We start from the raw sequence: 24,737 nt of genomic DNA, 5'->3' as shown, positions 1-24,737 counted from the left end.
ACCTCGGCCAATGGTCGGCTTGCGCACGGGCGCAGCCTTGCACAAGATGGCCGCCTCTCCAACCGGACCACCGGACGTCGCTGTGATCCCATTGCTAGAGGCCCTCTGGCCCCTGTTCGCCCTGATAGTCGGCGGCTACGTGCTGCGCCTGAAGGGCTTCCCCGGCGATGCCTTCTGGCCTGCCGCCGAACGCCTCAATTACTTCATCCTCTTCCCCGCGCTGCTGTTCAGCAGCCTGGCCACGGCGCCGCTGGACAACCCCGCGCTGCCGCGCCTGGCCCTGGCGGTACTGCTGGGCCTAGGCATTGCCTGGGCGGCCTTGCTGGTGACCAAGCGGGTGCTGGGCTGGCCGGCGGCGCGCTTCGGCGCCATCACCCAGGGCGTACTGCGCTTCAACACCTACCTGGGGCTGGCGGCCATCGGCAGCCTGTTCGGCAAGGAGGGCCTGGCCATCGCCGCGCTGATGCTGGCGTTGATGGTGCCCACGGTGAACCTGCTGTCGGTATGGTCGCTCACCGCCGAGCGCGGGGTCAGCGCCAAGGGCCTGCTGCTGCCGATCGCCAGGAACCCGCTGATCCTCGCCTGCCTCGCCGGCGCCGCTTACAACCTCGCCGGCTTCGGCCTGGGTGGCGGCATCGACCGCCTGCTCAACCTGTTCGCCGTGGCCAGCCTGCCCCTGGGCCTGCTCTGCGTCGGCGCGGCCCTGCAACCCCGCGAGCTGAGCGGCGAGCTGCCGGCCCTGGGCTGGAACTGCGCAGTGCGCCTGCTGGCCATGCCCGCCCTGGCCTTCGCCGTGGCGCGCCTGCTCGGCCTGCCGGCGATGGAGAGCAGCATCCTGGTGCTGTTCTTCGCCCTGCCCACCGCCCCCACCGCCTACGTGCTGACCCGCCAGCTGGGCGGCGACGGCCATCTGATGGCGGGCATCATCACCCTGCAGACGCTGCTCTCCGGGGTGACCCTGCTGCTGGTGCTGGCCTTGTTGCAGGGGGTTGCATGAACGCCCGCTGGCTTTACGGGCTGCTGCCCTGCCTGGCGCTTCAGCCGGCCCTGGCTGCGCCAATTGAGGAACAGAACCCGTTCGTCCAGGGCGCCGTGTACGCCGGGGTCATCACCCTGTCGCCGTTTTTCACCCTCACCTTCAGCCTGCGCTCCATGGGCGGCGGCGAGCCCCGGTTGGTGCTGGTGCGCGACGATGCGGCGAGCTTTCTCGCCAGTGACGGGGCCATCCGTGGCGCCCAGCTGGAAGGTGCGCTTCAGGTGCTGCGCCAGCGCGAGGAGCTGGCCCGGTACAGCGACCAGGAATTGGCCGAGGCGATACTCGCCCAACCGCTCTGAGCGCCGCCCGTCCGGAATTGGCCGCACGTTCACCGCTCGTTCGCCGCGAAAGCTGGTTGAAAGCTTCGCCCCTTAGCATCGCCCCACTGCCGGCAAAGACCGGCCGCCGGGCGCTGCATCCGCTCCGCCCGGCAACCCCGACAACAACAAGATGGGTGATTGCCATGCTCCGCTCCTGCCGCCTTCACGGCCTCGTTCCGCCCCCTCTCCGTACCCGACCCGCGCGCTGAACCCGCCCCGCCCTCGTCGCCCCTCGTCCGGAGATTCCCATGCTGACCTTCCTTGGCTTCGCCATGGTCATGACCTTCATGTACCTGATCATGACCAAGCGCCTGTCCGCGCTGATCGCGCTGATCATCGTCCCCATCGTCTTCGCCCTGCTCGGCGGCTTCGCGGCCGGCATCGGCCCGATGATGCTGGAGGGCATCGGCAAGCTCGCCCCCACCGGCGTGATGCTGATGTTCGCCATCCTCTACTTCGCCCTGATGATCGACTCCGGGCTGTTCGACCCCGCCGTGCGCGCCATCCTGCGGGTGGTCAAGGGCGACCCGCTGAAGGTCTCGGTGGGCACCGCCGCCCTGGCGCTGATCGTCTCCCTCGACGGTGACGGCGCCACCACCTACATGATCTGCGTGGCCGCCCTGCTGCCGCTCTACAGCCGCCTGGGCATGAGCCCGCTGATCATGGCGGGGCTGATCATCCTCGCCGGCGGCATCATGAACATGACCCCCTGGGGCGGCCCCACCGCCCGCGCCGCCAGCGCCCTGCACGTGGACCCGTCGGACATCTTCGTGCCGATGATCCCGGCCATGGTCGCCGGCGCCGTAGCGCTGTTCGCCCTGGCCTGGGTCTATGGCAAGCGTGAGCGGGCCCGCCTCGGCGTGCTGCACCTGCCGGACGAACAGATCAGCCACGACGAGATCAGCGTTTCCCAGTACCCGGAAGCGCGCCGGCCGAAACTGCTGTGGGTGAATGCGGCGCTGACGGCCACGCTGATGGTGACGCTGATCGCCGGCCTGCTGCCGCTGCCGGTGCTGTTCATGATCGCCTTCAGCATCGCCATGATCATCAACTACCCCTGTCTGCAGCAGCAGAAGGAGCGCGTCGCGGCCCATGCCGGCAACGTGCTGGCGGTGGTGGGGCTGATCTTCGCCGCGGGCATCTTCACCGGCATCCTCTCCGGCACCGGCATGGTGGAGGCGATGTCCAAGAGCCTGCTGGCGGTGATCCCGCCGTCCCTCGGGCCGTACATGGCGGTGATCACCGCGCTGGTGAGCATGCCCTTCACCTTCTTCATGTCCAACGACGCTTTTTATTACGGCGTGTTGCCGGTTCTCACCGAAGCGGCGGGCCATTACGGCATCAGCCCGGTGGAGATGGCGCGGGCCTCCATCGTAGGCCAGCCGGTGCACCTGCTCAGTCCGCTGGTGCCCTCCACCTACCTGCTGGTGGGCCTGGCGAAGATCGAATTCGGCGACCACCAGCGCTTCACATTGAAGTGGGCGGTGATGATCTGTCTGTGTATCCTGCTCGCCGCACTATTACTCGGCGTGTTCCCGCTGTTCGGTACACACTGAACCGCAGGCGACGCGCCCTCGCCGAAGCCGGAAATGCCCTCGCGCAGATTCCGGCTTCGTCGTGCTCCAACCCCCTGAACGCAGCAACGCACGAGGAAACCGCATCATGGAATGGCTGACCAGCCCGGAAATCTGGGTCGCCTTCTTCACCCTGACTGCCCTGGAGATCGTCCTGGGCATCGACAACATCATCATGATCGCCATCCTCGTGGGCCGCATGCCGCCCCACATGCAGGCACGCACCCGCTTCTTCGGCCTGGCGCTGGCGATGGTCACCCGCATCCTGCTGTTGCTGTCGATCACCTGGATCATGCGGCTCACCGCCGACCTGTTCCACGTCTTCGACCAGGGCATCTCGGGGCGCGACCTGATCCTGTTCTTCGGCGGCCTGTTCCTGTTGTGGAAGAGCAGCACCGAGATGTACCACAGCCTCGAAGGCGAGGATGAAACCGAGCAGCCGCAGGCCGGTGGCGCCGCGCGCAACTTCATCGGCACCATCATCCAGATCGCCATCATCGACATCGTGTTCTCCCTGGACTCGGTGATCACCGCCGTGGGCATGGTTTCCCACGTGCCGGTGATGGTCGCCGCCATCGTCGTCGCCGTGCTGGTGATGATGGCCGCCGCCGGCACCATCAGCGACTTCATCGACAAGCACCCGAGCCTGAAGATGCTGGCCCTGTCCTTCCTCGTGGTGGTCGGTACCGTGCTCATCGCCGAGTCGTTCGAAGTCCACGTGCCGAAGGGCTACGTCTACTTCGCCATGGCCTTCTCCCTGGCCGTGGAAGCCCTGAACATCCGCATGCGCACCGCGCGCAAGCGCAAGGAAGACCCGGTCAAGCTGCGCAAGGACATCCCCGGGGAATAAGCCCGGGCGTCATCGCCAGCTGAAATGAAGAACGGGGCCGAATGGCCCCGTTTTTTTGTGGGTGGGTGAAAGCCGGCTCACACCGGCTCGAAGCGCTCGCCTCGGAAGCAACGCACCGGGTTGCCCCGCTCCACGCGGTGGTGGAACAGGCGCCGCTCGGCGCGCAGGGCGTCGTCGGCCTGTTCGGCGCGTTGTGCCAGGCGCTGGCCGATGAGCAGCGTGGCCAGGCGCTTGTTGGCGTGCTGGCTGCGCTCGCTCTGCACCTTGACGCTGATGCCGCTGGCCAGGTGGGTGGCGCGCACCGCCGAGTCGGTGGTGTTGACGTGCTGGCCGCCCGGGCCCGAGGAGCGCAGGGCTTCGAAGCGGATCTCACCTTCCAGGCTGGCCGGTGGCGCGGCGAACTGCGCACCGCCGAAGAACCAGTTCTTGCGCCCATGGTTGGGCCGGTAGGGGCTGGGGCAGGTCCATTGCAGGGAGCCTTCCCAGTGCCCGGCCAGCTCGTCCGCACGCGCGCCGTCCAGGGCCAGGAGCACGGAGGCGAGCGTGCCGCGACGGGCGCCCTCCTCCCGCTCCAGCACCTGGGCCTGCACATCCAGCGTGGCAGCTTCGTCCAGCAGCCGGTGCAGCGCCTTGGCCACCGCCAGGGCGCATTCGTCCGGCCCCTGGGCCGCCGAGAGTTGCAGAAGGATCATCAGCAGCAGCCTCCCTTGGTCTTGTAGGTCAGCACCGGCTTGAGCCGCGCCAGCACCCGCACCAGACCGGCCTCGCGCAGGGCGCCGACCACCGAATCGATGGCCTTGTAGGCTTCCGGCGCTTCCTCGTAGATCAGCGCGCGGTCGGCGCAGATCACCCGGCTGCCGAGGGCGGTGCGTTCCAGTTGCTCGACGCTGTAGCGCTTGGCGAGGCGGTCCTTGCACTCGCTGCGCATCCACTTGCGCTCAGCGCCGTGGGCCAGCGAGAGCAGGCTGCGCTCGTCGGCCACCGGTGCCACCAGGTAGCTGTAGTCGCCCCGGGAACCGGGGATGACCATCACGCCCTGGTCCGCCGGCGTGGCGCCCTTGCGGTGCAGCCAGCCGTCGACGCCGCCGATGGTCGCGGCGGAGACGAGGTTGTGGTTCACGTCCAGCAGTTGCTCGCCGTCGGCACGCAGGCGTTCCAGCATGCGTCGGGCGATCAGTTGCCGGTTGGCCTCGGCGAAGCGCAGGGCGCCGTCGTGGCGGGCCAGGTAGTGCTCGGCCTCGACGCTGCCGGCTTGCAGGCCGGCGTGGCTGAAGCGGTCCACCTGCTCGCGCAGGATGGCTTCGCCCAGGCCACGGGAGCCGCTGTGCACCAGCAGGAGCAGGTGCTTGCGGTCGACGCCCAGGGCCGCCAGGGCCGCGTCGTCATAGGCTTCGTCGAGCTGCTGCAGCTCGGCGAAGTGGTTGCCACCGCCGATGGTGCCCAGGGAACGCTCGTGCCCGCAGGGCGGCAGGCCGAAGGCGGCGATCGCCTCCTGCCAGTTGTCGTCCAGCGGTGCGTCGAGGGAGCCCAGGCGCTTCTCCAGCTTGTCCAGGTGCAGCTTGGCGACCGGGATATCGGTGCGCCAGAAGGCCATGCCGCAGCCGATGTCGTTGCCCACCAGCGCCGGGTAGAAGCGGCCGCTGGAGAAGAACGCGGCGCCCACCGGGTAGCCACGTCCCGGGTGCAGGTCCGGCATGCCGGCCACCCGTTGCATGCCCGGCAGGCGGGCGGTGGTTTCAAGTTGCTGGATCGCCTTTCCTTCGATCCAGGTGTCGTCCGCGGCGATCAGGGTGATGCCGTCGGACAAATTGCGAATGCAAGTGCCCATAGTCCAATCCAAATGGGTTGAAACGAAAAATGCTTGGATTTGGCAGGTCTGGGTCGGGCAGTGCGGAACCGTCGCGAAGAAGGACGGAAGAAGCGATTAAGCCAGGCGCGACCTGCAAAGGGTGATCAGTGTTTGCATGATGGACCTCCTTTTGCTGTCGGTTGAGGGGAGAAGAAGGCGCGAATCCTAGGCCGATCCGCGCCGCTGCGCAATCCCCGTCATGCACGACTCATGATTGCCCGCACAAAGCCCGCAGGGCCGGGTCGCGCACCTGCAGAACCTCGAACAGCCCCAGCGCCTGCAGCGCCGGCAGGGCGGCCAGCACCTCCTGCTCGGCGGCGGCGCGCTGCTGCGCCGGGGTGGCCGGGTCGCACCAGCACCGGGCATTGATCAGGAAGGCGCCCACCGTGCCCTTGCGCACGCGGGTGCCGTTGAAGTCACGGTGGTCGAGATGATCGGGAAGCAGGTCTTCGGCACGCATGGCGGTGTCCTCCTGTGGATGAGGGCCCATTCTGCGGCCGGTGGCTTGGCTAAACTGCCTTATCCATGCCGATCGATAACGTGAAATTGCCAATGTCGCAGCCCCTGGTTTCACCCACTCTCGCCCAGGCAGACGGCGGCCCGCTGCTGGTCGCGGCGTGGCAGCACAGCCCCCTCGAGCGCCAGACCGCCCTCCACTCCCACGCCCGTGGCCAGCTGCTCGGCGCTGGGCAGGGCCTGCTGTCGGTGACGGCGGCCGACAGCCATTGGGTGGTGCCGGCCACCCATGCGGTGTGGGTGCCGCCGGGTTGCGAGCATGCCCTGCGTTCCCACGGGCCCTTCGATGGCTGGAGCGTCTATGTGGCGCCGCAGGCGTGCCGGGAATTACCGCAGACGCCCCGGATCATCGCCACCTCGGGCCTGCTGCGGGAGGCGGTGCGGCGTGCGACGGACTGGGGCGAGGGGCCGTTGGATGAGCGGCAGCTGCGCATCGCCGGGGTGATCCTCGACGAGCTGCAGGGCCTGCCGGAAGAACCCTTCGGCCTGCCGCTGCCGACGGACCCGCGCCTGCGGCGCATCTGCCAGGCACTGGTCGATGAGCTGGCGGACAACCGCAGCCTGGAAGCCTGGGCGCAATGGGCGGGGATGTCGCCCCGGACCCTGGCCCGGCGCTTCGTCGAGGAGACGGGCTTCGCCTTCGGCCAGTGGCGCCAGCGCGCACGCCTGCTGCGGGCCCTGGAGCGCCTGGCGGCGGGCGATACGGTGACGCGGGTGGCGCTGGAGCTGGGCTATGACAACGTCAGTGCGTTCATCGCCATGTTCCGGCGCCACTTCGGGGTGACGCCGGGTCGCTACTTCGCGCGCTAGTCGTCGCCGCCCACGGCGAAGTTGGGCAGGCTGTCCACCGGCTGGGCGAACTTGAAGGGGATGGATTCCAGCGCCAGGCCGACGTTGCGCTGGATGACGAAGTGCAGGTGCGGGCCGGTGCTGTTGCCGGTGTTGCCGGAACGGCCGATCTGCTCGCCGATGGCCACGCGCTGGCCCTCCTGGACCTTCACCGAGCCACGCATCAGGTGCAGGTAGACGCCCATGGTGCCGTCGTTGTGGAGGATGCGCACGAAGTTGCCGGAGGGGTTGTTGCCCCGGCCGCTCTGCTGGTTTTCGATCTTCACCACCATCCCTGGGCGGGCGGCGACGATGGGCGTGCCTTCGGGCATGGCCACGTCCTGGGCGTAGCGGCCCTTGGGGGTGAAGTGGCTGTACTGGCCGTTGGCACCCTGGGTGAGGCGGAACGGGCCACCCAGCCAGGGCAGCGGGTAGTTGTAGAGCGAAGGCTGCTGCCGCGGGTCGCCCAGGGCGTAGCGCAGGCGCGGCTTGTAGCGCATGGCCTTGCTGGAGTCGGCCGGGGCCAGGGTGGCGAGGCGGATCTTGCTGCGCGGCGGCAGCACCCAGCGGATGGGCTTGTCCGGCGCGCCCACGGCGTTGCTGACGTTGCTCAGGCTCAGCTCCACTTCCACCGGCGCGTAGAGGTCGTTGCGCACCAGCAGGGTTTCGCCGGCATCGTGCTTCTGGGTTTCCAGCTTCACCGAGAGGTCCAGGCGCTCGACCATGCGATCACGGAAAACGAACACCTGCGCGCCCGCGACGGCCTTGTCGGTGTAGGTGACCACGCCGTTGGCATCGGTGTACTTGTAGATGGTCAGCGCGCACGCCGGCAGGGCTGCCGCCAGCGAACCGCAGAGAAGAAGAATGCGCCCTAGCATGACTGCATGGATCTAGTGGTTATGGGTATCCCGGAGCTGGCAAGCCTAGCAGCGCCGCCGGCACCACGCGAGGCGCCGGCCGTCGGGCTGTGACGGGGTTGGCTCAGGCGCCGGGTACGAAATGTTTCTGCGCCGAGCCACGGGCGATCAGGCGCGAGAGGTAGTCGAGCTTCTGCGGGTCGCGGTCGACGAAGCGGAAGGTCAGCTGCAGCCACTCGCTATCGGGCTTGGGCTCCAGGGCCGCCACCGAGTGCAGGTAGCCGTTGAGGCGCGCCACCTCGCCGCCTTCGCCCTGCTCCAGGTCGAGCACGGCGCTTTCCAGCACCTGGGGCAGCGGCTCGCCACGCTTCACCACCAGGTGGGCGTCCTTGAGGCTGATGGTCTTGATCACGCAGGAGAGCACGCCGCTGGGCAGGCGCAGCTGCGCCTGGCCACGACCACCCGGCGCCTGGCCGGCGGCCTTGGCCGACGGGGTCGGTGCAGCCGGCTTGGCAGCAGCCTTGGGTGCCGCGGCGGGCTTGACCACCTCGGCCTTGCCGCCGGTGAGGGCGGCCAGGGAATCATTGGCGAAGCCGCCGCTGCTGAGCATCTTCGGCGGCGCGCCGGCGGCCAGGGCTTCGAGCTTGCCGGCGCGGGCCAGCTGCTTCTTCACCTTGGTCACCAGCTGGTCGTTGGAGAAGGGTTTGCCGATGTAGTCGGAGACGCCGGCCTGGATGGCCTGCACCACGTTCTCCTTGTCGCCACGGCTGGTGACCATGACGAAGGGCGTGGTCTTCAGCGTGTCCTGGGAGCGGCACCAGGTGAGCAGCTCGAGGCCGGACATCTCCGGCATCTCCCAATCGCAGAGGATCAGGTCGACGGCCGAACGCGCCAGCATCTGCTGGGCCTTGCGCCCGTTGATCGCTTCTTCGATCTGGATGCCGGGGAAGTGATCGCGCAGCCCCTTCTTCACCAGATCGCGAATGAAGGACGCATCGTCCACTACCAGCACTGTCACCTTGCTCATCGACCACTCCTCAGAGAACGGGCGTAAGCATAGCCTCGGCTGATAGCGCTTTGCCAAACTGAATGCGACATCGCGCACCCTTTCGGGTGAAAGGCGCTTTCCGGGATGGTGCCGGGGCATTGAAAGGCACGGGTTTCGTGAGGCTCGCGGAGCACGAAGACGTCGCGCACTCCACCCTACGCGAGGCCGTGCCAATGAGCTGTGGTTGGGCCCCCGTCGGTGATGCACCCTACGACACGCATTCATCCTGTCGAGTGCTCAGTTCGAATCGCCACAGGCAGAGTCGATGATTCATGACCACCGTCCCAAGGACTTGGCTTCCCACGTTCAAATGAATTCGTGCCCACAAAGGTGAGGCATGGGGCGCCACCGAGCGGGCGACGCTTCGCGAGCAGAGCTCGCTCCTACGGTGGAGATGGAGCAGGCGGGGAAGGTGGTGGGGCCACCCACGAAAACGCCCGGCATGGCCGGGCGTTTTCCTGAAGCGGGGCGGATCAGCTGGCGGGGGTGTCGCCAGCCTTGTTGGCGGTGCCCTTCACTTCTTCCTGCATGCGCGCCAGGCCCATGTGGCGGACGTCGGTACCGCGCACCAGGTAGATCACCAGTTCGGCGATGTTGCGTGCGTGGTCGCCGATGCGCTCCAGGGAACGCAGGGCCCAGATGATGTTGAGCACGCGGCTGATGGCGCGCGGGTCTTCCATCATGTAGGTGACCAGCTCGCGCAGGGCGGTCTTGTACTCGCGGTCGATGGTCTTGTCGTACTGGGCCACGGACAGGGCCAGGTCGGCATCGAAGCGGGCGAAGGCATCCAGCGCCTCCTGCACCATGCGGCGCACCTGGTCGCCGATGTGGCGGACTTCGACGTAGCCGCGCGGCGACACGCCTTCCTCGCAGAGCTGGATGGCGCGGCGGGCGATCTTCGAGGACTCGTCGCCGATGCGCTCCAGGTCGATCACCGACTTGGAGATGCTGATGATCAGGCGCAGGTCGGAGGCCGCCGGCTGGCGACGGGCGAGGATGCGTACGCACTCCTCGTCGATGTTGCGCTCCATCTGGTTGATCTGGTCGTCGATCTCGCGCACCTGCTGGGCCAGGCCCGAGTCGGCGTCGATCAGCGCGGTGACGGCGTCGTTGACCTGTTTCTCCACCAGGCCGCCCATCGCCAGGAGGTGGCTGCGCACGTCCTCCAGTTCGGCGTTGAACTGCTGGGAGATGTGATGGGTGAGGCTGTCTTTGTCGATCATGTTCGCTCCGCGAAAGCTGGAAGCTTGAAGCCAGAAGCTTGAAGCCTGTTAATCGGTGCCCGTCTTACAACCTCCAGCTTCAAGCTTCCCGCTTCAAGCTGGCGCCTGTGCGACTAGCCATAGCGACCGGTGATGTAGTCCTCGGTCTGCTTCTTGGCCGGGTTGGTGAACAGGGTATCGGTATCGCCGAATTCGATCAGCTTGCCCATGTACATGAACGCCGTGTAGTCGGAGACGCGTGCGGCCTGCTGCATGTTGTGGGTGACGATGACGATGGTGTACTTGCTCTTCAGCTCGTAGATCAGCTCTTCCACCTTGAGGGTGGAGATCGGGTCCAGGGCCGAGCAGGGTTCGTCGAGCAGCAGCACTTCGGGCTCGACCGCGATGGTGCGGGCGATGACCAGACGCTGCTGCTGGCCGCCGGAGAGGCCGAGGGCGGATTCGTGCAGGCGGTCCTTGACCTCCTCCCACAGCGCCGCGCCCTTGAGGGCCCATTCAACGGCTTCGTCGAGCACGCGCTTCTTGTTGATGCCCTGGATGCGCAGGCCGTAGACGACGTTCTCGTAGATGCTCTTGGGGAAGGGGTTCGGCTTCTGGAACACCATGCCGACGCGGCGGCGCAGCTCGGCCACTTCCTCGCCCTTGCGGTAGATGTTGTTGCCGTCGAGGCGGATCTCGCCATCGACGCGGCAGCCATCCACCAGGTCGTTCATGCGGTTGAAGCAGCGCAGCAGCGTGGACTTGCCGCAGCCGGACGGGCCGATGAAGGCGGTCACGCGCTGTTTCGGGATGTTCATCTGCACGTCGTACAGGGCCTGCTTCTCGCCGTAGTACAGGTTGAGGCCGGGCACTTCGAGGGCAACGGTTTCCTCGGCCAGGCTCAGGCTCTGCTTGCTGCGGCCGAGGGCGGAAATGTTGACGCCGTGGCTATGGCTTTCGTGTTGCATGATTTCACTCCGTTCGTAGCGCCTGGCTACAAGCTTCAAGTTTCAAGCGGAGCGGCGTGTGGCACGCCGCTCGGGGCTAACTCAGTTGTCCAGCGCCTTGTACTTCTCGCGCAGGTGGTTGCGGATGGCGACGGCCGAGAGGTTCAGCAGCGCGATCACCAGCACCAGCAGCAGCGCGGTGGCGTACACCAGCGGGCGGGCGGCCTCTACGTTGGGGCTCTGGAAGCCGACGTCGTAGATGTGGAAGCCCAGGTGCATGATCTTCTGGTCGAGGTGCAGGTAGGGGTAGTTGCCATCCACCGGCAGGCTCGGGGCCAGCTTGACCACGCCCACCAGCATCAGCGGCGCCACTTCACCGGCGGCGCGGGCCACGGCGAGGATCAGGCCGGTCATCATGGCCGGGCTGGCCATAGGCAGGACGATCTTCCACAGGGTCTCGGCCTTGGTCGCGCCCAGGGCCAGGGAGCCCTCACGCACCGCACGGGGAATCCGCGCCAGGCCTTCCTCGGTGGCCACGATCACCACCGGCACCGCGAGGATGGCCAGGGTCAGCGAGGCCCAGAGCAGGCCCGGGGTGCCGAAGGTCGGCGCCGGGGCGGCTTCGGGGAAGAACAGGCGGTCGATGGAACCACCCAGCACGTAGACGAAGAAGCCCAGGCCGAACACACCGTAGACGATGGCCGGGACGCCGGCCAGGTTGTTCACGGCGATGCGGATGATACGGGTGAGCACGCCCTGCTTGGCGTATTCGCGCAGGTAGATGGCCGCCACCACGCCGAAGGGGGTGACGATCACGGCCATGATCAGGGTCATCATCACGGTGCCGAAGATGGCCGGGAAGATGCCGCCCTCGGTGTTGGCCTCACGCGGGTCGTCGGCGAGGAACTCCCACAGCTTGGCGAAGTAGAAGTTGATCTTCTGGAACACACCCATGGCGTTGGGCTGGTAGGCATGCACGATCTTGCCCAGGGTGATTTCCTGCTCCTGGCCACCGGCTTCGCGAACCACCACGCTGTCGCGGTTGAAGGCTTCGTGCAAGCCGCCCAACTGGGCTTCGAGGCCCTTGTAGCGGGCGTCCAGCTCGGCACGCGCGGCAGCCAGGTCGGCCTGGGCGGCGGCGTCGAGCTTGCCGTCCAGCTCCAGCTTGCGGCCATCCAGGCGCAGGCGTTCGAGGCCATGGTTGATGGCGCCGATGTCCTTCTTCTCCAGCTTGTAGAGCTGGGCGTAGAGGTCATCGACACGCTTCAGGCGCTTCTGCAGCTCGGCCATGGCGGCCTCGCCCTCGGCGACGACCTGGCCGTTCTCCTTGACGCTCACCAGGCGGCCGTAGAAGTTGCCCCACTCGCGGCGCTCCATGGCGATCAGCTCGGCGGGCTTCTTCTGGTCTTGCAACCATTCGCCCACCACCCAGGTGAAGTCGCTGCCGTAGACCTCGCGGTTGCCCACCTTGAGCAGCTCGCGGGTCATGAACTCGGGGCCTTCTTCGGGCACCGGCAGGCCGGCACCCTTGAGGCGCGCACGGGACACTTCCTCGATCTGCACCGCTTCGCCGATCAGCGCCTTGGGCGCCTGGCCCGGCACGCTGTACTGGGCTTCGATCAGGTCGGCCGGCCAGAAGTGGCCGAGACCGCGTACGGCGATCACCGACAGCAGGCCGATGGTCATGATGACGGCGATGGACACGGCGCCACCGCTCATCCACACACCTGGCGCGCCGCTCTTGAACCAGTATTTGAGGGAAACCTGTTTCACGGAATTCTCCACCTTAAAGCGAGGCGTATTTCTTGCGCAGGCGCTGACGGATCAGCTCTGCCAGGGTGTTCATCACGAAGGTGAACATCAGCAGCACCAGGGCCGCGAGGAACAGCACGCGGTAGTGCGAGCCACCCACTTCGGACTCCGGCATTTCCACCGCGACGTTGGCTGCCAGGGTGCGCATGCCTTCGAAGATGTTCACTTCCATCACCGGGGTGTTGCCGGTGGCCATCAGCACGATCATGGTCTCGCCCACTGCACGGCCGAGGCCGATCATCAGCGCCGAGAAGATGCCCGGGCTGGCGGTGAGGATCACTACGCGGGTCAGGGTCTGCCAGGGCGTGGCGCCCAAGGCCAGGGAACCGTAGGTGAGGCTGCGCGGCACGCTGAAGATGGCGTCTTCGGCGATGGAGAAGATGTTCGGGATCACCGCGAAGCCCATGGCCAGGCCGACGATCAGGGCGTTGCGCTGGTCGTAGGTGATGCCCAGGTCATTGCTGATCCAAAGGCGCATGTCGCCACCGAAGAACCAGGCTTCCAGCAGCGGGCTCATACCCAGGGCGAACCAGCCCACCAGCAGCACCACGGGGATCAGGATCGCCGCTTCGAAACCGTCCGGCACGCGCAGGCGGATCGACTCCGGCAGGCGGCTCCAGAGGAAGCCGGCGAGCAGGATGCCGATCGGCGTCAGCAACAGCAGGCTGAAGATGCCCGGCAGGTGGCCTTCGACGTAGGGCGCCAGGAACAGGCCGGCGAAGAAACCGAGGATCACCGTCGGCAGCGCTTCCATCAGCTCGATCACCGGCTTCACCTTGCGGCGCATGGTCGGGGCCATGAAGTACGCGGTGTAGATGGCGGCGGCGATGGCCAGCGGAGCGGCCAGCAGCATGGCGTAGAAGGCGGCCTTGAGGGTGCCGAAGGTCAGCGGTGCCAGGCTCAGCTTGGGTTCGAAATCAGTGTTGGCGGCGGTGGATTGCCAGACGTACTTGGGTGCGTCGTAGCTTTCGTACCAGACCTTGCCCCACAGCGCGCTCCAGGAGACTTCCGGGTGCGGGTTGCGCAGGCTGAAGGGCAGCAGCTGGCCGCCCTCCTCGACTATCACGCGGTTGGCGCGGGGCGAGAAGGCCATCAGGCCGGCGCCGTCGGTGACCTGTTCGATCAGCAGGGTGCGCTCGGCGGTGCTGTGGAAGACGCCGAGCTTGCCGCTGGCATCCAGAGCCAGGAAGCCCTTGCGGCGCTCTTCGGGGGCGATCTGCACCACCGGTGCCTTGCCCAGCTGGAAGCTGCGGATGTGGGTCAGGCGGGCTTCGCCGTCGGCGCCACGGACCATGAACCACTGGCTCACGTCGCCCTTGGAGTCACCGATCATCAGCGAGATGCCGCCCAGCAGCAGGCCGCTGGCGGAGACTTCGCGATCGCCTTCCTCGAACAGCTTGTAACGGCCGTTGAGGCTCTTCTCGTGCAGGCTGAAGACGTCTACCTGGGCGCGGCCGTTGACCACGTAAAGCCATTGCAGGCGCGGGTCGACGTAGATCGCCTTGATCGGCTCGGTCATCTGCGGCAGGTCGATGGCGTTCTGCTCGACGGTGGTCTCGCCGGTCATCATGTTCTCTTCGCTGACCAGCTCCTGCACGTGCAGCTGGTTACCGGTGGAACCGGCCAGCAAAAGGGTCTCGTCGTTGTGGCTGACCGCCACATGCTCCAGGGCGCCGCCGGCCTGGTTCAGCACCAGGGGCTTGTCGCCGTAGGGGAAGTCGATCTGCGGGGTGATCACCCGTTTGTTGTCCGGGTAGGTCACCACGTAGCTGTGCTTGAACAGCAGCGCCTGGCCGTTGCTCAGGCCCAGGGCCACCAGCGGGCTGCCGGGCTGGTCCTGGCCGATGGAGGCGACGCTGACGCCAGCCGGCAGGGGCAGTTGGCTGCGCTTGAGTTCGGCGCCGTCCTTGGTGGAGAAGAAGACCGCTTCACCCTTGTCGGAAACACGCATGCCGACCTGGTTCTGCTCCTCGATGGTCAGCAGCAGCGGCTTGCCGGCGTCCTGCTGGAGCCAGGCAGGGCTCTGCACCTTCTTCGCGGTCAGCTCGGCACCCTGGAACAGGGGCAGCACCACGTAGGCGAGGTAGAAGAAGATCAGGGTAATGGCCGCGAGAACGGCCAGGCCGCCCACCAGTACGTACCAGCGGGTCAGGTTGTCTTTCAACGCACGGATGCGGCGCTTGCGCTGCAGCGCCGGCGTGTTGAAATCGATGCGCGCGGGGGGATTCGTCGAGGTCATGGGGGAACTGGCCAGATCATTCATGGGCACACCCTAAAGCCTTCGTATGACAGAAAGATTACAGCGAGGTGACGCAACGAGGCCCACCCTGGGCATGGTGCCGGGGGCGGGCCTCCATGGCGGGGGTCTCCCGCCATCGTCGCGTCCTTGCGGGGCGGTCTGCTAAGCGACCGCCCCCTTCATCTGTCCTGGATTACAGGCCCAGATCCTTCAGTGCTTTTTCAGCGACCTTGGCCGGCAGCGGGATGTAGCCATCCTTCACCACGACCTGCTGGCCTTGTTGCGACAGGACCAGCTTCACGAACTCGGCTTCCAGCGGGGCCAGAGGCTTGTTCGGGGCCTTGTTGACGTAAACGTAGAGGAAGCGGGACAGCGGGTAGGTGCCGTTCAGGGCGTTCTGCTCGTTGTCTTCAACGAACTCGCCGCCTTCTTTCTTGGCCAGGGCTACGGTCTTCACGCTGGAAGTCTTGTAGCCGATGCCCGAGTAGCCGATGCCGTTGAGGGACTGGCTGATGGACTGGACGACGGAAGCCGAACCCGGCTGCTCGTTGACGTTGGCCTTGAAGTCGCCTTTGCACAGGGCTTCTTCCTTGAAGTAGCCGTAGGTGCCGGATACCGAGTTGCGGCCGAACAGCTGAACCGGCTTGGCAGCCAGGTCACCGGTCACGCCCAGGTCGCCCCAGGTCTTGACGTCGCTCTTGCCACCGCACAGGCGGTTGGCGGAGAAGATGGCGTCAACCTGCTGCATGGTCAGGCCTTTGATGGGGTTGTCCTTGTGCACGAAGATCGCCAGGGCGTCGACGGCAACCGGAACGGCGGTCGGCTTGTAGCCGTACTTCTGTTCGAAGGCCTGCAGCTCGACGTCCTTCATCTTGCGGCTCATCGGGCCCAGGTTGGCGGTGCCTTCGGTCAGAGCCGGCGGCGCGGTGGAAGAACCGGCGGCCTGGATCTGGATGTTCACGTTCGGGTATTCACGCTTGTAGGCTTCAGCCCACAGAGTCATCAGGTTGGCCAGGGTGTCCGAACCAACGCTGGAGAGGTTGCCGGATACGCCAGTGGTCTTGGTGTAGGACGGGATGGACGGGTCGACAGCGGCAACCGCGCTGGCGGTCGCAACGCCGGCGGCGACGAAAGTCAGGGCCGCCATCAAACGCTTCAGTTTCATGCCTTGCTCCTAGCAAAGGATCGGGTTGGATGAATCGGGGGCCAGTATCTGCAGGCCGTATGAACACTCTATGAACCGAATATGACAATTGGATGAATGGCCATCATGGCTGTCCAACTCTGCTTGAATGAGCCCGCACCCCTCAGGAGAACGCCCATGCACCCCCTACGACTGATGCCCCTGGCGGTCCTCGTCGCCGCCTGCTCGGCCTGCGGCGACAAGGCCAGCCTGGAGGTGAGCGACGGCACCGGCGCCAACCCGACGCTGCCGCCGCCGAACAAGACTCTGCTGCCCACGGTGAACGTGGCCCCGGCCAAGGGCTGGGCCGAAGGCGGCCAGCCCACCGCCACCGCCGGCACCGAGGTGAAGGCCTTCGCCGCTGGTCTGGACCACCCGCGCTGGCTCTACCTGCTGCCCAATGGCGATGTGCTGGTGGCCGAGAGCAACGCCCCGGCGTCCGGTGAAGGCTTCAGCCTCAAGGGCTGGATCGCCGGCAAGGTCATGGAGAAGGCCGGCGCCCGCACCCCCAGCGCCGACCGCATCACCCTGCTGCGCGACACCGACGGCGACGGCGTGGCCGACCTGAAGACGCCCTTCCTGGAGAACCTCCACTCGCCCTTCGGCATGGCCCTGGTGGGTGGCGACTTCTATATCGCCAACGCCGACGCCCTGGTGCGCGTGCCCTACGAGGAAGGCCAGACGCGCATCGAGGCCACGCCGCAGAAGGTCACCGACCTGCCGGCGGGCATCAACCACCACTGGACCAAGAACGTCGTCGCCAACCGCGACGGCAGCAAGCTGTATGTCACCGTCGGCTCCAACAGCAACGTCGGCGAGAACGGCCTGGAGATGGAAGAAGGCCGCGCGGCGATCTGGGAAGTGGACCGCGCCAGCGGCAGCAAGCGCCTGTTCGCCAGCGGCCTGCGCAACCCCAACGGCCTGGCCTGGGAGCCCGAGACCGGCACGCTGTGGACGGCGGTGAACGAGCGCGACGAGATCGGCAGCGACCTGGTGCCCGACTACATCACCTCGGTGAAGGACGGCGGCTTCTACGGCTGGCCCTGGAGCTACTACGGCCAGCACGTCGACGAGCGCGTGCAGCCGGCCAACCCGGACATGGTCGCCAAGGCCCTGGTGCCCGACTACGCCCTGGGCCCGCACACCGCCTCCCTCGGCATCGCCTTCGGCAAGGGCGGCGCCCTGCCGGACTTCCAGAACGGCCTGTTCGTCGGCCAGCACGGCTCGTGGAACCGCAAACCGCACAGCGGCTACAAGGTGATCTTCGTGCCCTTCAAGGGCGGCAAGCCCAATGGCGAACCGGTGGACGTGCTCACCGGCTTCCTCGACGAGGACGGCAACGCCCTGGGCCGCCCGGTGGACGTGATGCTCGACGCCCGCGGCGCCCTGCTGGTGACCGACGACGTCGGCAACAAGGTCTGGCGCGTGACCTCGACCATCAAGTGAGCAAAAGCACCGTAGGATGGGTAGAGCTCCGCGAAACCCATCACTGCGGAGCTCCCCACTGGGATGGAGCCGATCAGCGCTTCTTGCCGATCAGGTACAGACCAATGAACACCGCCAACCCGCACAGGGCCGCCACGTAGTAAGCCGGGCCCAGCGGGTCCCACTTCATCAGCAGCGACACGATCATCGGCGTCAGCCCGCCGAAGATGGCGTAGGCCAGGTTGTAGGAGAACGACAGGCCGGAGAAACGCACCACCGGCGGGAAGGCCTTGACCATCACATAGGGCACGGCACCGATGGTGCCGACGAACAGACCGGTCAGCGCGTAGAGCGGGAACAGCCAGTCCGGGTGCGCCTGGAGGCTGGTGTAGAAGGTCCAGGAGCTGGCTGCCAGCAGCAGCCCACCGACCAGGAAGGTACGGCCCGCGCCGAAGCGGTCGGCGATGGCGCCCGAAGCGATGCAGCCGACCGTCAGGCAGACGATGGCCAGGCTGTTGGCCTTGAGCGCCGTGGCCGCCGCGAAGCCGTAAACGGTCTGCAGCACGGTGGGGGTCATCAGGATGACGACCACGATGCCGGCCGACAGCACCCAGGTCAGCAGCATGCTGATGGCGATGGCACCCCGGTGCTCGCGCAGCACCGCCTTGAGCGGCACTTCCTCGGCCAGCGCCTTGCGCTGCTGCAGCTCGGCGAACACCGGCGTCTCGTGCAGCCAGCGGCGCAGGTAGACGGAGAACAGGCCGAACACGCCGCCCACCAGGAAGGGAATACGCCAGGCCCAGTCCTGCACTTCGGCCGGGGTATAGATGCTGTTGATCAGGGTCGCCATCAGCGAGCCCAGCAGGATGCCGAAGGTCAGGCCCGAGGTCAGGGTGCCGCAGGCGTAGCCAATGTGCCGCTCCGGCACGTGCTCGGCGACGAACACCCAGGCGCCGGGCACCTCGCCACCGATGGCCGCGCCCTGGATCACCCGCAACAGCAGCAGGGCCAGGGGCGCCAGGATGCCGATCTGCGCGTAGGTGGGCAGCAGGCCCATGATCAGCGTCGGCACCGCCATGAGGAAGATGCTCAGGGTGAACATGCGCTTGCGCCCCAGCAGGTCGCCGAAGTGCGCCATGACGATGCCGCCCAGGGGCCGCGCCAGGTAACCGGCCGCGAAGATGCCGAAGGTCTGCAACTGGCGCAGCCACTCGGGCATCTCGGCGGGGAAGAACAGCTTGCCGACCACCGCCGCGAAGAACACGAAGATGATGAAGTCGTAGAACTCGAGGGCACCGCCCAGGGCGGACAGGGACAGGGTCTTGTAGTCGCTGCGGGTCAACGGCCGCGCGGGGGCCTCGGAGGCGGTAACGGTGGACATGGAAGGTCTCTTGTCAGTGCAGGCAGGGCATGCCCCGCCGCTGCGTTGGCGGCGGGCCGGTCCGCAAAATAGCAAAAAGCCGCCGGGCGCACACAATCTCTGACGTATGGGTGGTCAAAAGCGGAACCCGGCGGTCGTCGCCCGTCGCGGCGAGCTATATACTGCGCGCTGTTGCGCGCGGGCGACATGCAGTGGGTCGGCGGGCGCAGGGGAATTTTGCAGGGCACCTTGCCCTTCCCCGTCCATTGAAGCCATCCAGAGCAGCACAGGGGCAGAGGCACCCCAGGCATGATCGAGATCGAAGAAGAAGAAAACCTGACTCCCCAAGGCGACCTGGCCTTGCAGATCACCGCACTTCCCCGCGAAACCAACGGCTTCGGCGACATCTACGGCGGCTGGCTGGTCTCGCAGATGGACCTCGCCGGCACCGCCATGGCCAACAAGGTCGCCGGGGGCCGCGTCGCCACCGTCGCCATCGACCGCATGGCGTTCCTCGTCCCGGTCGCCGTGGGCGCCCAGCTCTCCTTCTATACCCAGGCACTGGAAATCGGCCGCAGCTCGATCCAGATGCTGGTCGAGGTATGGAGCGACGACCCGCTCTCCAGCGAATGGCGCAAGGTCACCGAGGCGGTCTTCGTCTTCGTCGCCATCGACGGCAGCGGTCGCACCCGCCCGGTTCCGCCGCGCCGCGGCTGAGCCCCGTCCCGAGGGGCGAGCGCACGCGCGAACGCCCCCTCCCCCATTGATACCCTTCATGCATTCGCCGGTTTCGGGGGAACCCCGCCGGCCCGCCCCTGCCCAATGCAGACGGCAAGCAGCCAAAGGCCCAGGAGCACCCGGATGAACAGCGAAAGCAAGGTTCCGCAGATCGAGCGGATCGACATGGATCAACTGCCCTGCTGGCGCCTGCGCACCGCCGATGCGGAACTGCTGGTGGCACAGCAGGGCGCCCAGGTGCTCAGCTACCAGCGCAACGGCGAGGAGCCGCTGATCTGGCTCAGCGAGCAGGCGGCCTTCCAGCGCGGCCAATCGGTGCGCGGCGGTGTACCGGTGTGCTGGCCCTGGTTCGGTGACCTGCAACGCAACCCCGAGGCGATCCAGGCCCACTACCAGGGCGATGGCGCAGCGCCGGCCCATGGCGGCGTACGCAGCCTCGACTGGGAACTGGAAGGGGTGGAAGCCCTGGATGGCGTAGCGCGCCTGGTGCTGTCCTGGGACAGCCGCCGCACGCCACTGCCCGGCTGGAAGGGCGATGCCGAGCTGCGCCTGGAAATCCGCCTGGGCCAGCGCCTGCAACTGACCCTGGAAACCCGCAATCGCGGCGACGCGCCCCTGGCCCTGAGCCAGGCGCTGCACAGCTACTTCGCCGTCAGCGACATCCGCCAGGTGCGGGTGGAGGGCCTGGACGGCTGCGACTACATCGAAACCCTGGAAGGCTGGGAGCGCCGCCAGCAGGTGGGCGAGGTGACCTTCGGCGGCGAGACCGACCGCATCTACCTCGGCACCCCGGCGCGCCTGGCCATCCGCGATGACGCCTGGCGCCGCCGGGTGCTGATCGAAGCCAGCGACTCGGCCTCGGCGGTGGTGTGGAACCCCTGGATCGACAAGGCCGCCCGCCTCTCCCAGTTCGCCGACGACGCCTGGCAGCGCATGCTCTGCATCGAAACCGCTCGAGTGCTCGACGACAGCCTGCTGCTGCAACCGGGTGCCAGCCACAGCATGGGCGTCAGCCTGTGGAGCGAAGCGCTTGGCGACTAAAGTCGCCCCTACCGAGGCTCGGACATGACCGCTGTGTAGGGTGGAGGTCGCTTTCTACCTCCACCAGGCGGAGCCAAACGCGGCACATTGCGATGCCGCGACTCGGCATTGGCGGGGCGCGCCGCCCGAACGCCGCCTTACTGGATGTCCTCGTCCTCCACGACCCGCACCTCGCCCGCATCCAGCGCGTAGGCGGCGTCGGCCAGGTCGTTGCTGACCTGCTCCACCTTGAGGGTGCCGGTGACCCAGAGCGGGGTGTAGATATCGTCGAGGGCGATGCCCTTGGGGTAGCGCACCAGCACGATCTGGTTCGGCGGCGGCGGCGGTACGTGGATGCAGGCGCCCGGGTAGGGAACCAGAAAGAACAGCGTGCCACGCCCCTTGGCGTCGGTCTCCAGCGGTACCGGGTAGCCGCCGATGCGGATCTTCTGGCCATTGAGCTTGGCCACCGTCTTCGCCGAATACATCACCGCCGGCAGGTCCTTGTCCTGCTGCTTGAGGCCGCCCTTGTTGTTGAAGGTGCCGTCCGCTTCCGGGGTGTCGTGGCTGATTTCCGGCATCTCCTCCAGGGCCTTGCGGTCCTCGGCGGGCATCAGTTCCAGCCAATCGGTTTCCGGCATGTCCAGCCGGGCATGGGCCAGGGTGCTGCACAGCAGCAGGGAGAGAAGCAGGGCACGACGCATCAGGGAGAACTCGAGGGATAGAAACAGGCGCTAAGACTAGCGGCGCCCGTTCCCGGTTCCCAGCCCCTCAGTTCTTCTTGATGGCGCCGTAGATCACCAGAAGGATGACGGCACCCACCACCGCACCGATGAAGCCCGCGCCTTCGCCAGCCTGGTAGATGCCCAGGGCCTGACCGCCATAGGTCGCGGCGACGGAGCCGCCGATGCCCAGCAGGATGGTCCAGATCCAGCCCATGCTGTCGTCGCCGGGTTTGAGGAAGCGCGCGACCAGACCGACGATCAGGCCGATGAAGATGGTTCCGATGAGCCCCATGGCATTTACTCCTGAATGAAAAAAGGGCGTGTCCGTGGACACGCCCTTTTTCAGACTGAGCGCAGCGGCAGGGGTTCAGCCGGCGATCAGTGCCTCGACCGCGGCGATCTGCCGATCGAGGGTGGCGCGATCAGCGCAGCGCAGGGTGGCATGGCCGACCTTGCGCCCGGCCTTGAAGGCCTTGCCGTAGTGGTGCAGGTGGCAGTCGGCGACGGCGATCACCTGGTCCACGGCCGGCACCTCGCCGATGAAGTTGAGCATGGCGCTCTCCCCCAGCTTGGCGGTGGAGCCCAGGGGCAGGCCGGCGACGGCACGCAGGTGGTTCTCGAACTGGCTGCACTCGGCGCCTTCGATGGTCCAGTGCCCGGAGTTGTGCACGCGCGGGGCGATTTCGTTGGCCTTCAGGCCGCCGTCCACCTCGAAGAACTCGAAGGCCAGCACGCCGACGTAGTCCAGCTTCTGCAGCACGCGACCGACGTAATCCTCGGCCAGGGCCTGCAGCGGGTGGTCGGTGCTGGCGATGGACAGGCGCAGGATGCCGTTGTCGTGGGTGTTGTGCACCAGCGGGTAGAAGCGCGTCTCGCCGTCACGGGCGCGCACCGCCACCAGGGACACTTCGCCGGTGAAGGGCACGAAGCCTTCGAGGATGCAGGGCACGCTGCCCAGCTCGGCGAAGGCGCCGGTCACGTCCTCGGGCTTGCGCAGGACCTTCTGGCCCTTGCCGTCATAGCCCAGGGTGCGGGTCTTCATTACCGCCGGCAGGCCGATGGCGGCCACCGCGGCGTCCAGGTCGGCCTGGGACTGGATGTCGGCGAACTCGGGGGTGGGGATGCCCAGCTCCTTGAACATCGACTTCTCGAACCAGCGGTCACGGGCGATGCGCAGGGCATCGGCCGAGGGATAGACCGGCACGAACTGGGAGAGGAAGGCCACGGTCTCGGCCGGCACGCTCTCGAACTCGAAGGTCACCAGGTCCACTTCATCGGCCAGCTGGCGCAGGTGGTCCTGGTCGCCGTAGTCGGCGCGGATGTGTTCACCAAGGGCCTGGGCGCATGCGTCCGGGGCCGGGTCGAGGAAGGCGAAGTCCATGCCCAGCGGGGTGCCCGCCAGGGCCATCATGCGGCCGAGCTGGCCGCCGCCGATCACGCCGATCTTCATCTGTCAGGCCTCACGCGGGTCCGGGTTGTCGAGCACCGAGCGGGTCTGCTCGTCGCGGAAGGCCTTCAGCGCCGCGTGGTACTGCGGGTGCTGGTGGCCGAGGATGCTGGCGGCCAGCAGGGCGGCATTCACCGCACCGGCCTTGCCGATGGCCAGGGTGGCGACCGGGATGCCCGCCGGCATCTGCACGATGGAGAGCAGCGAGTCGACGCCCGAGAGCATGGACGACTGCACCGGCACGCCGAGCACCGGCAGGTGGGTCTTGGCCGCGCACATGCCCGGCAGGTGGGCGGCGCCGCCGGCACCGGCGATGATCACCTGGATGCCACGGGCCTCGGCCTCATCGGCGTACTGGAACAGCAGGTCCGGAGTGCGGTGCGCGGAAACCACCTTCACCTCGAAGGGGATGCCCAGCTTTTCCAGCATCTCGGCGGTGTGGCTGAGGGTGCTCCAATCGGATTTGGAGCCCATGATCACGCCTACCAGTGCGCTCATCGTCGTGCCTCATCAAGAGTCGAAAAACCAACAAGCCACGCATATGGCGTGGCTTGTCTGCGATGTGGGCCGGCGTGCGCTGCCGGCCGAAGGCCGCGCAGTATAACGCAAAGCCCGGCCTTGCCTACCGTCCGTCCAGCGGCTTGCCAAGGCGCCCGGAAATTGCCCTGGAGCAAGGGTCGGGCGGGCGTACGGGTGCACACTCCAGGCTCCTTTTTCAGGAGGTGCATGCCATGAACCAGACCATGAAAGCCGCCGTCGTCCATGCCTTCGGCGAACCGCTGCGGATCGAAGAGGTGAAGGTGCCGCTGCCCGGCCCCGGCCAGATCCTGGTGAAGATCGAAGCCTCGGGCGTCTGCCACACCGACCTGCACGCCGCCGAGGGCGACTGGCCGGTGAAGCCCGCCCTGCCCTTCATCCCCGGCCACGAAGGCGTCGGCTACGTGGCGGCGGTGGGCGCCGGGGTCACCCGGGTCAAGGAAGGCGACCGCGTCGGCGTGCCCTGGCTGTACACCGCCTGCGGCTGCTGCGAACACTGCCTGACCGGCTGGGAAACCCTCTGCGAGGGCCAGCAGAACACCGGCTACTCGGTGAACGGCGGCTATGCCGAGTACGTGCTCGCCGACCCCAACTACGTGGGCGTGCTGCCGAAGAACGTCGGCTTCGCCGAGATCGCGCCGATCCTCTGCGCGGGTGTCACTGCCTATAAAGGCCTCAAGGTCACCGGCGCGCGCCCCGGCCAGTGGGTGGCCATCTCCGGTATCGGCGGCCTGGGCCATGTGGCCGTGCAGTACGCCCGCGCCATGGGCCTGCATGTGGCGGCCATCGACGTCGACGACGCCAAGCTGGAACTGGCCCGCAAGCTCGGCGCCAGCCTCACGGTCAACGCCCGCAACGAGAACCCGGCCGAGGTGATCCAGCGCGACATCGGCGGCGCCCACGGCGTGTTGGTCACCGCGGTGTCCAACAGTGCCTTCGGCCAGGCCATCGGCATGGCCCGTCGCGGCGGCACCGTGGCCCTGGTCGGCCTGCCGCCGGGCGACTTCCCCACGCCGATCTTCGACGTGGTGCTCAAGGCCATCAGCATCACCGGCTCCATCGTCGGCACCCGTGCGGACCTGCAGGAAGCCCTGGATTTCGCCGGCGAAGGCCTGGTGCACTCCACCTTCAGCACCGACAGCCTGGACAACATCAACGCCATCCTCGACCGCATGCGCGCCGGGCAGATCGAAGGCCGCGTGGTCCTGCAGATGTAGCCCCGCC

Annotated in this window: 24 protein-coding genes; 9 read left to right on the top strand and 15 right to left on the bottom strand. The window is 67.1% G+C overall.

The genetic code is table 11. The annotated features are described in order from the left end of the window. Positions 1-46 precede the first annotated feature (46 nt). From RTW82_RS04115 to RTW82_RS04100, 4 genes are all read left to right on the top strand, one after another. Positions 47-997 carry an AEC family transporter gene (locus tag RTW82_RS04115; RefSeq protein ID WP_316924324.1) on the top strand — a complete coding sequence of 317 codons (951 nt, stop codon included), beginning with the start codon at positions 47-49 and terminating at the stop codon, positions 995-997. Next, positions 994-1,335 carry a DUF2388 domain-containing protein gene (locus tag RTW82_RS04110; protein ID WP_265170113.1) on the top strand — a complete coding sequence of 114 codons (342 nt, stop codon included), beginning with the start codon at positions 994-996 and terminating at the stop codon, positions 1,333-1,335. The genes RTW82_RS04115 and RTW82_RS04110 overlap by 4 nt, the downstream gene beginning before the upstream one ends. A gap of 269 nt (positions 1,336-1,604) precedes the next feature. Then, a complete protein-coding gene (locus RTW82_RS04105) occupies positions 1,605-2,912 on the top strand; it encodes a CitMHS family transporter (RefSeq protein WP_316924323.1) in 1,308 nt (435 codons plus the stop codon). Between the two features lie 106 nt (positions 2,913-3,018). Beyond that, positions 3,019-3,780 carry a TerC family protein gene (locus RTW82_RS04100; protein WP_021222311.1) on the top strand — a complete coding sequence of 254 codons (762 nt, stop codon included), beginning with the start codon at positions 3,019-3,021 and terminating at the stop codon, positions 3,778-3,780. 77 nt (positions 3,781-3,857) lie between these two features. Here the strand turns inward: RTW82_RS04100 and prfH are convergent, their stop codons facing one another. From prfH to RTW82_RS04085, 3 genes are all read right to left on the bottom strand, one after another. Beyond that, positions 3,858-4,472 (bottom strand): peptide chain release factor H, encoded by a 615-nt coding sequence (gene prfH, locus RTW82_RS04095; RefSeq protein ID WP_316924322.1) that lies wholly within the window; start codon positions 4,470-4,472, stop codon positions 3,858-3,860. Then, a complete protein-coding gene (locus RTW82_RS04090) occupies positions 4,472-5,608 on the bottom strand; it encodes an RNA ligase RtcB family protein (RefSeq protein WP_316924321.1) in 1,137 nt (378 codons plus the stop codon). Before RTW82_RS04090 ends, prfH begins: the two co-directional genes overlap by 1 nt. A 229-nt stretch (positions 5,609-5,837) precedes the next feature. Further along, positions 5,838-6,089, bottom strand: coding sequence for a hypothetical protein (locus tag RTW82_RS04085; protein ID WP_316924320.1), 252 nt, complete (start codon positions 6,087-6,089; stop codon positions 5,838-5,840). 92 nt (positions 6,090-6,181) lie between these two features. On the opposite strand from RTW82_RS04085, the gene RTW82_RS04080 reads away from it, so the two are divergent. Further along, complete coding sequence (locus RTW82_RS04080) at positions 6,182-6,955, top strand: helix-turn-helix transcriptional regulator (RefSeq protein WP_316924319.1); 774 nt, start codon at positions 6,182-6,184, stop codon at positions 6,953-6,955. Here the strand turns inward: RTW82_RS04080 and RTW82_RS04075 are convergent. From RTW82_RS04075 to RTW82_RS04045, 7 genes are all read right to left on the bottom strand, one after another. Further along, positions 6,952-7,851, bottom strand: a complete 900-nt coding sequence (locus RTW82_RS04075) for a peptidoglycan DD-metalloendopeptidase family protein (protein ID WP_043243052.1) — start codon at positions 7,849-7,851, stop codon at positions 6,952-6,954. The genes RTW82_RS04080 and RTW82_RS04075 overlap by 4 nt on opposite strands. A gap of 103 nt (positions 7,852-7,954) precedes the next feature. Further along, positions 7,955-8,857, bottom strand: a complete 903-nt coding sequence (locus RTW82_RS04070; RefSeq protein WP_021222317.1) for a response regulator — start codon at positions 8,855-8,857, stop codon at positions 7,955-7,957. Between the two features lie 494 nt (positions 8,858-9,351). Beyond that, the gene (phoU, locus tag RTW82_RS04065; protein ID WP_316924318.1) at positions 9,352-10,101 is read right to left on the bottom strand and encodes a phosphate signaling complex protein PhoU; all 750 of its coding nucleotides are present in this window, start codon (positions 10,099-10,101) and stop codon (positions 9,352-9,354) included. A gap of 113 nt (positions 10,102-10,214) precedes the next feature. Continuing rightward, the gene (gene pstB, locus RTW82_RS04060) at positions 10,215-11,048 is read right to left on the bottom strand and encodes a phosphate ABC transporter ATP-binding protein PstB (protein WP_021222319.1); all 834 of its coding nucleotides are present in this window, start codon (positions 11,046-11,048) and stop codon (positions 10,215-10,217) included. A gap of 81 nt (positions 11,049-11,129) precedes the next feature. Continuing rightward, positions 11,130-12,746, bottom strand: a complete 1,617-nt coding sequence (gene pstA / locus RTW82_RS04055) for a phosphate ABC transporter permease PstA (protein WP_316924345.1) — start codon at positions 12,744-12,746, stop codon at positions 11,130-11,132. Between the two features lie 67 nt (positions 12,747-12,813). Continuing rightward, positions 12,814-15,102: an ABC transporter permease subunit gene (locus RTW82_RS04050; protein ID WP_031288860.1), complete on the bottom strand. Its 2,289-nt coding sequence runs from the start codon at positions 15,100-15,102 to the stop codon at positions 12,814-12,816. A 169-nt stretch (positions 15,103-15,271) separates the two neighbouring features. Then, positions 15,272-16,243, bottom strand: coding sequence for a phosphate ABC transporter substrate-binding protein PstS (locus RTW82_RS04045; RefSeq protein WP_021222322.1), 972 nt, complete (start codon positions 16,241-16,243; stop codon positions 15,272-15,274). A gap of 156 nt (positions 16,244-16,399) precedes the next feature. Between RTW82_RS04045 and RTW82_RS04040 the strand changes: the two genes are divergently transcribed. Then, a complete protein-coding gene (locus RTW82_RS04040; protein ID WP_316924317.1) occupies positions 16,400-17,707 on the top strand; it encodes a sorbosone dehydrogenase family protein in 1,308 nt (435 codons plus the stop codon). Between the two features lie 73 nt (positions 17,708-17,780). On the opposite strand, the gene RTW82_RS04035 is transcribed toward RTW82_RS04040, so the two are convergent. Further along, positions 17,781-19,067, bottom strand: a complete 1,287-nt coding sequence (locus RTW82_RS04035; protein ID WP_316924316.1) for an MFS transporter — start codon at positions 19,065-19,067, stop codon at positions 17,781-17,783. 288 nt (positions 19,068-19,355) lie between these two features. On the opposite strand from RTW82_RS04035, the gene RTW82_RS04030 reads away from it, so the two are divergent. Beyond that, on the top strand, positions 19,356-19,763 hold the full coding sequence (locus RTW82_RS04030) for an acyl-CoA thioesterase (RefSeq protein WP_021222325.1): 408 nt from the start codon (positions 19,356-19,358) through the stop codon (positions 19,761-19,763). Positions 19,764-19,907: 144 nt separating this feature from the next. Then, a complete protein-coding gene (locus RTW82_RS04025; RefSeq protein ID WP_316924315.1) occupies positions 19,908-20,825 on the top strand; it encodes a D-hexose-6-phosphate mutarotase in 918 nt (305 codons plus the stop codon). Positions 20,826-20,962: 137 nt separating this feature from the next. Here RTW82_RS04025 and RTW82_RS04020 read toward each other — a convergent pair whose 3' ends face one another. The 4 genes from RTW82_RS04020 to purE all read right to left on the bottom strand — a co-directional run bounded on the left by RTW82_RS04020 (position 20,963) and on the right by purE (position 23,474). Further along, positions 20,963-21,508: a DUF3299 domain-containing protein gene (locus RTW82_RS04020; protein ID WP_263403880.1), complete on the bottom strand. Its 546-nt coding sequence runs from the start codon at positions 21,506-21,508 to the stop codon at positions 20,963-20,965. Between the two features lie 67 nt (positions 21,509-21,575). After that, on the bottom strand, positions 21,576-21,821 hold the full coding sequence (locus tag RTW82_RS04015; RefSeq protein ID WP_184491996.1) for a GlsB/YeaQ/YmgE family stress response membrane protein: 246 nt from the start codon (positions 21,819-21,821) through the stop codon (positions 21,576-21,578). A gap of 75 nt (positions 21,822-21,896) precedes the next feature. Continuing rightward, positions 21,897-22,979, bottom strand: coding sequence for a 5-(carboxyamino)imidazole ribonucleotide synthase (locus RTW82_RS04010; RefSeq protein WP_316924314.1), 1,083 nt, complete (start codon positions 22,977-22,979; stop codon positions 21,897-21,899). Between the two features lie 3 nt (positions 22,980-22,982). After that, positions 22,983-23,474 (bottom strand): 5-(carboxyamino)imidazole ribonucleotide mutase, encoded by a 492-nt coding sequence (gene purE / locus RTW82_RS04005; protein ID WP_021220952.1) that lies wholly within the window; start codon positions 23,472-23,474, stop codon positions 22,983-22,985. A gap of 233 nt (positions 23,475-23,707) precedes the next feature. On the opposite strand from purE, the gene adhP reads away from it, so the two are divergent. Beyond that, entirely contained in the window at positions 23,708-24,730 is a 1,023-nt protein-coding gene (adhP, locus tag RTW82_RS04000; RefSeq protein WP_316924313.1) for an alcohol dehydrogenase AdhP, read from the top strand. Positions 24,731-24,737: the final 7 nt, after the last annotated feature.

The sequence above is a fragment of the Pseudomonas sp. zfem005 genome, from assembly GCF_032621735.1.
Taxonomy (GTDB): domain Bacteria; phylum Pseudomonadota; class Gammaproteobacteria; order Pseudomonadales; family Pseudomonadaceae; genus Metapseudomonas; species Metapseudomonas solani.
The sequence above is the reverse complement of the archived record's forward strand: the minus strand, read 5'-3'. Positions and strand labels throughout refer to the sequence as shown.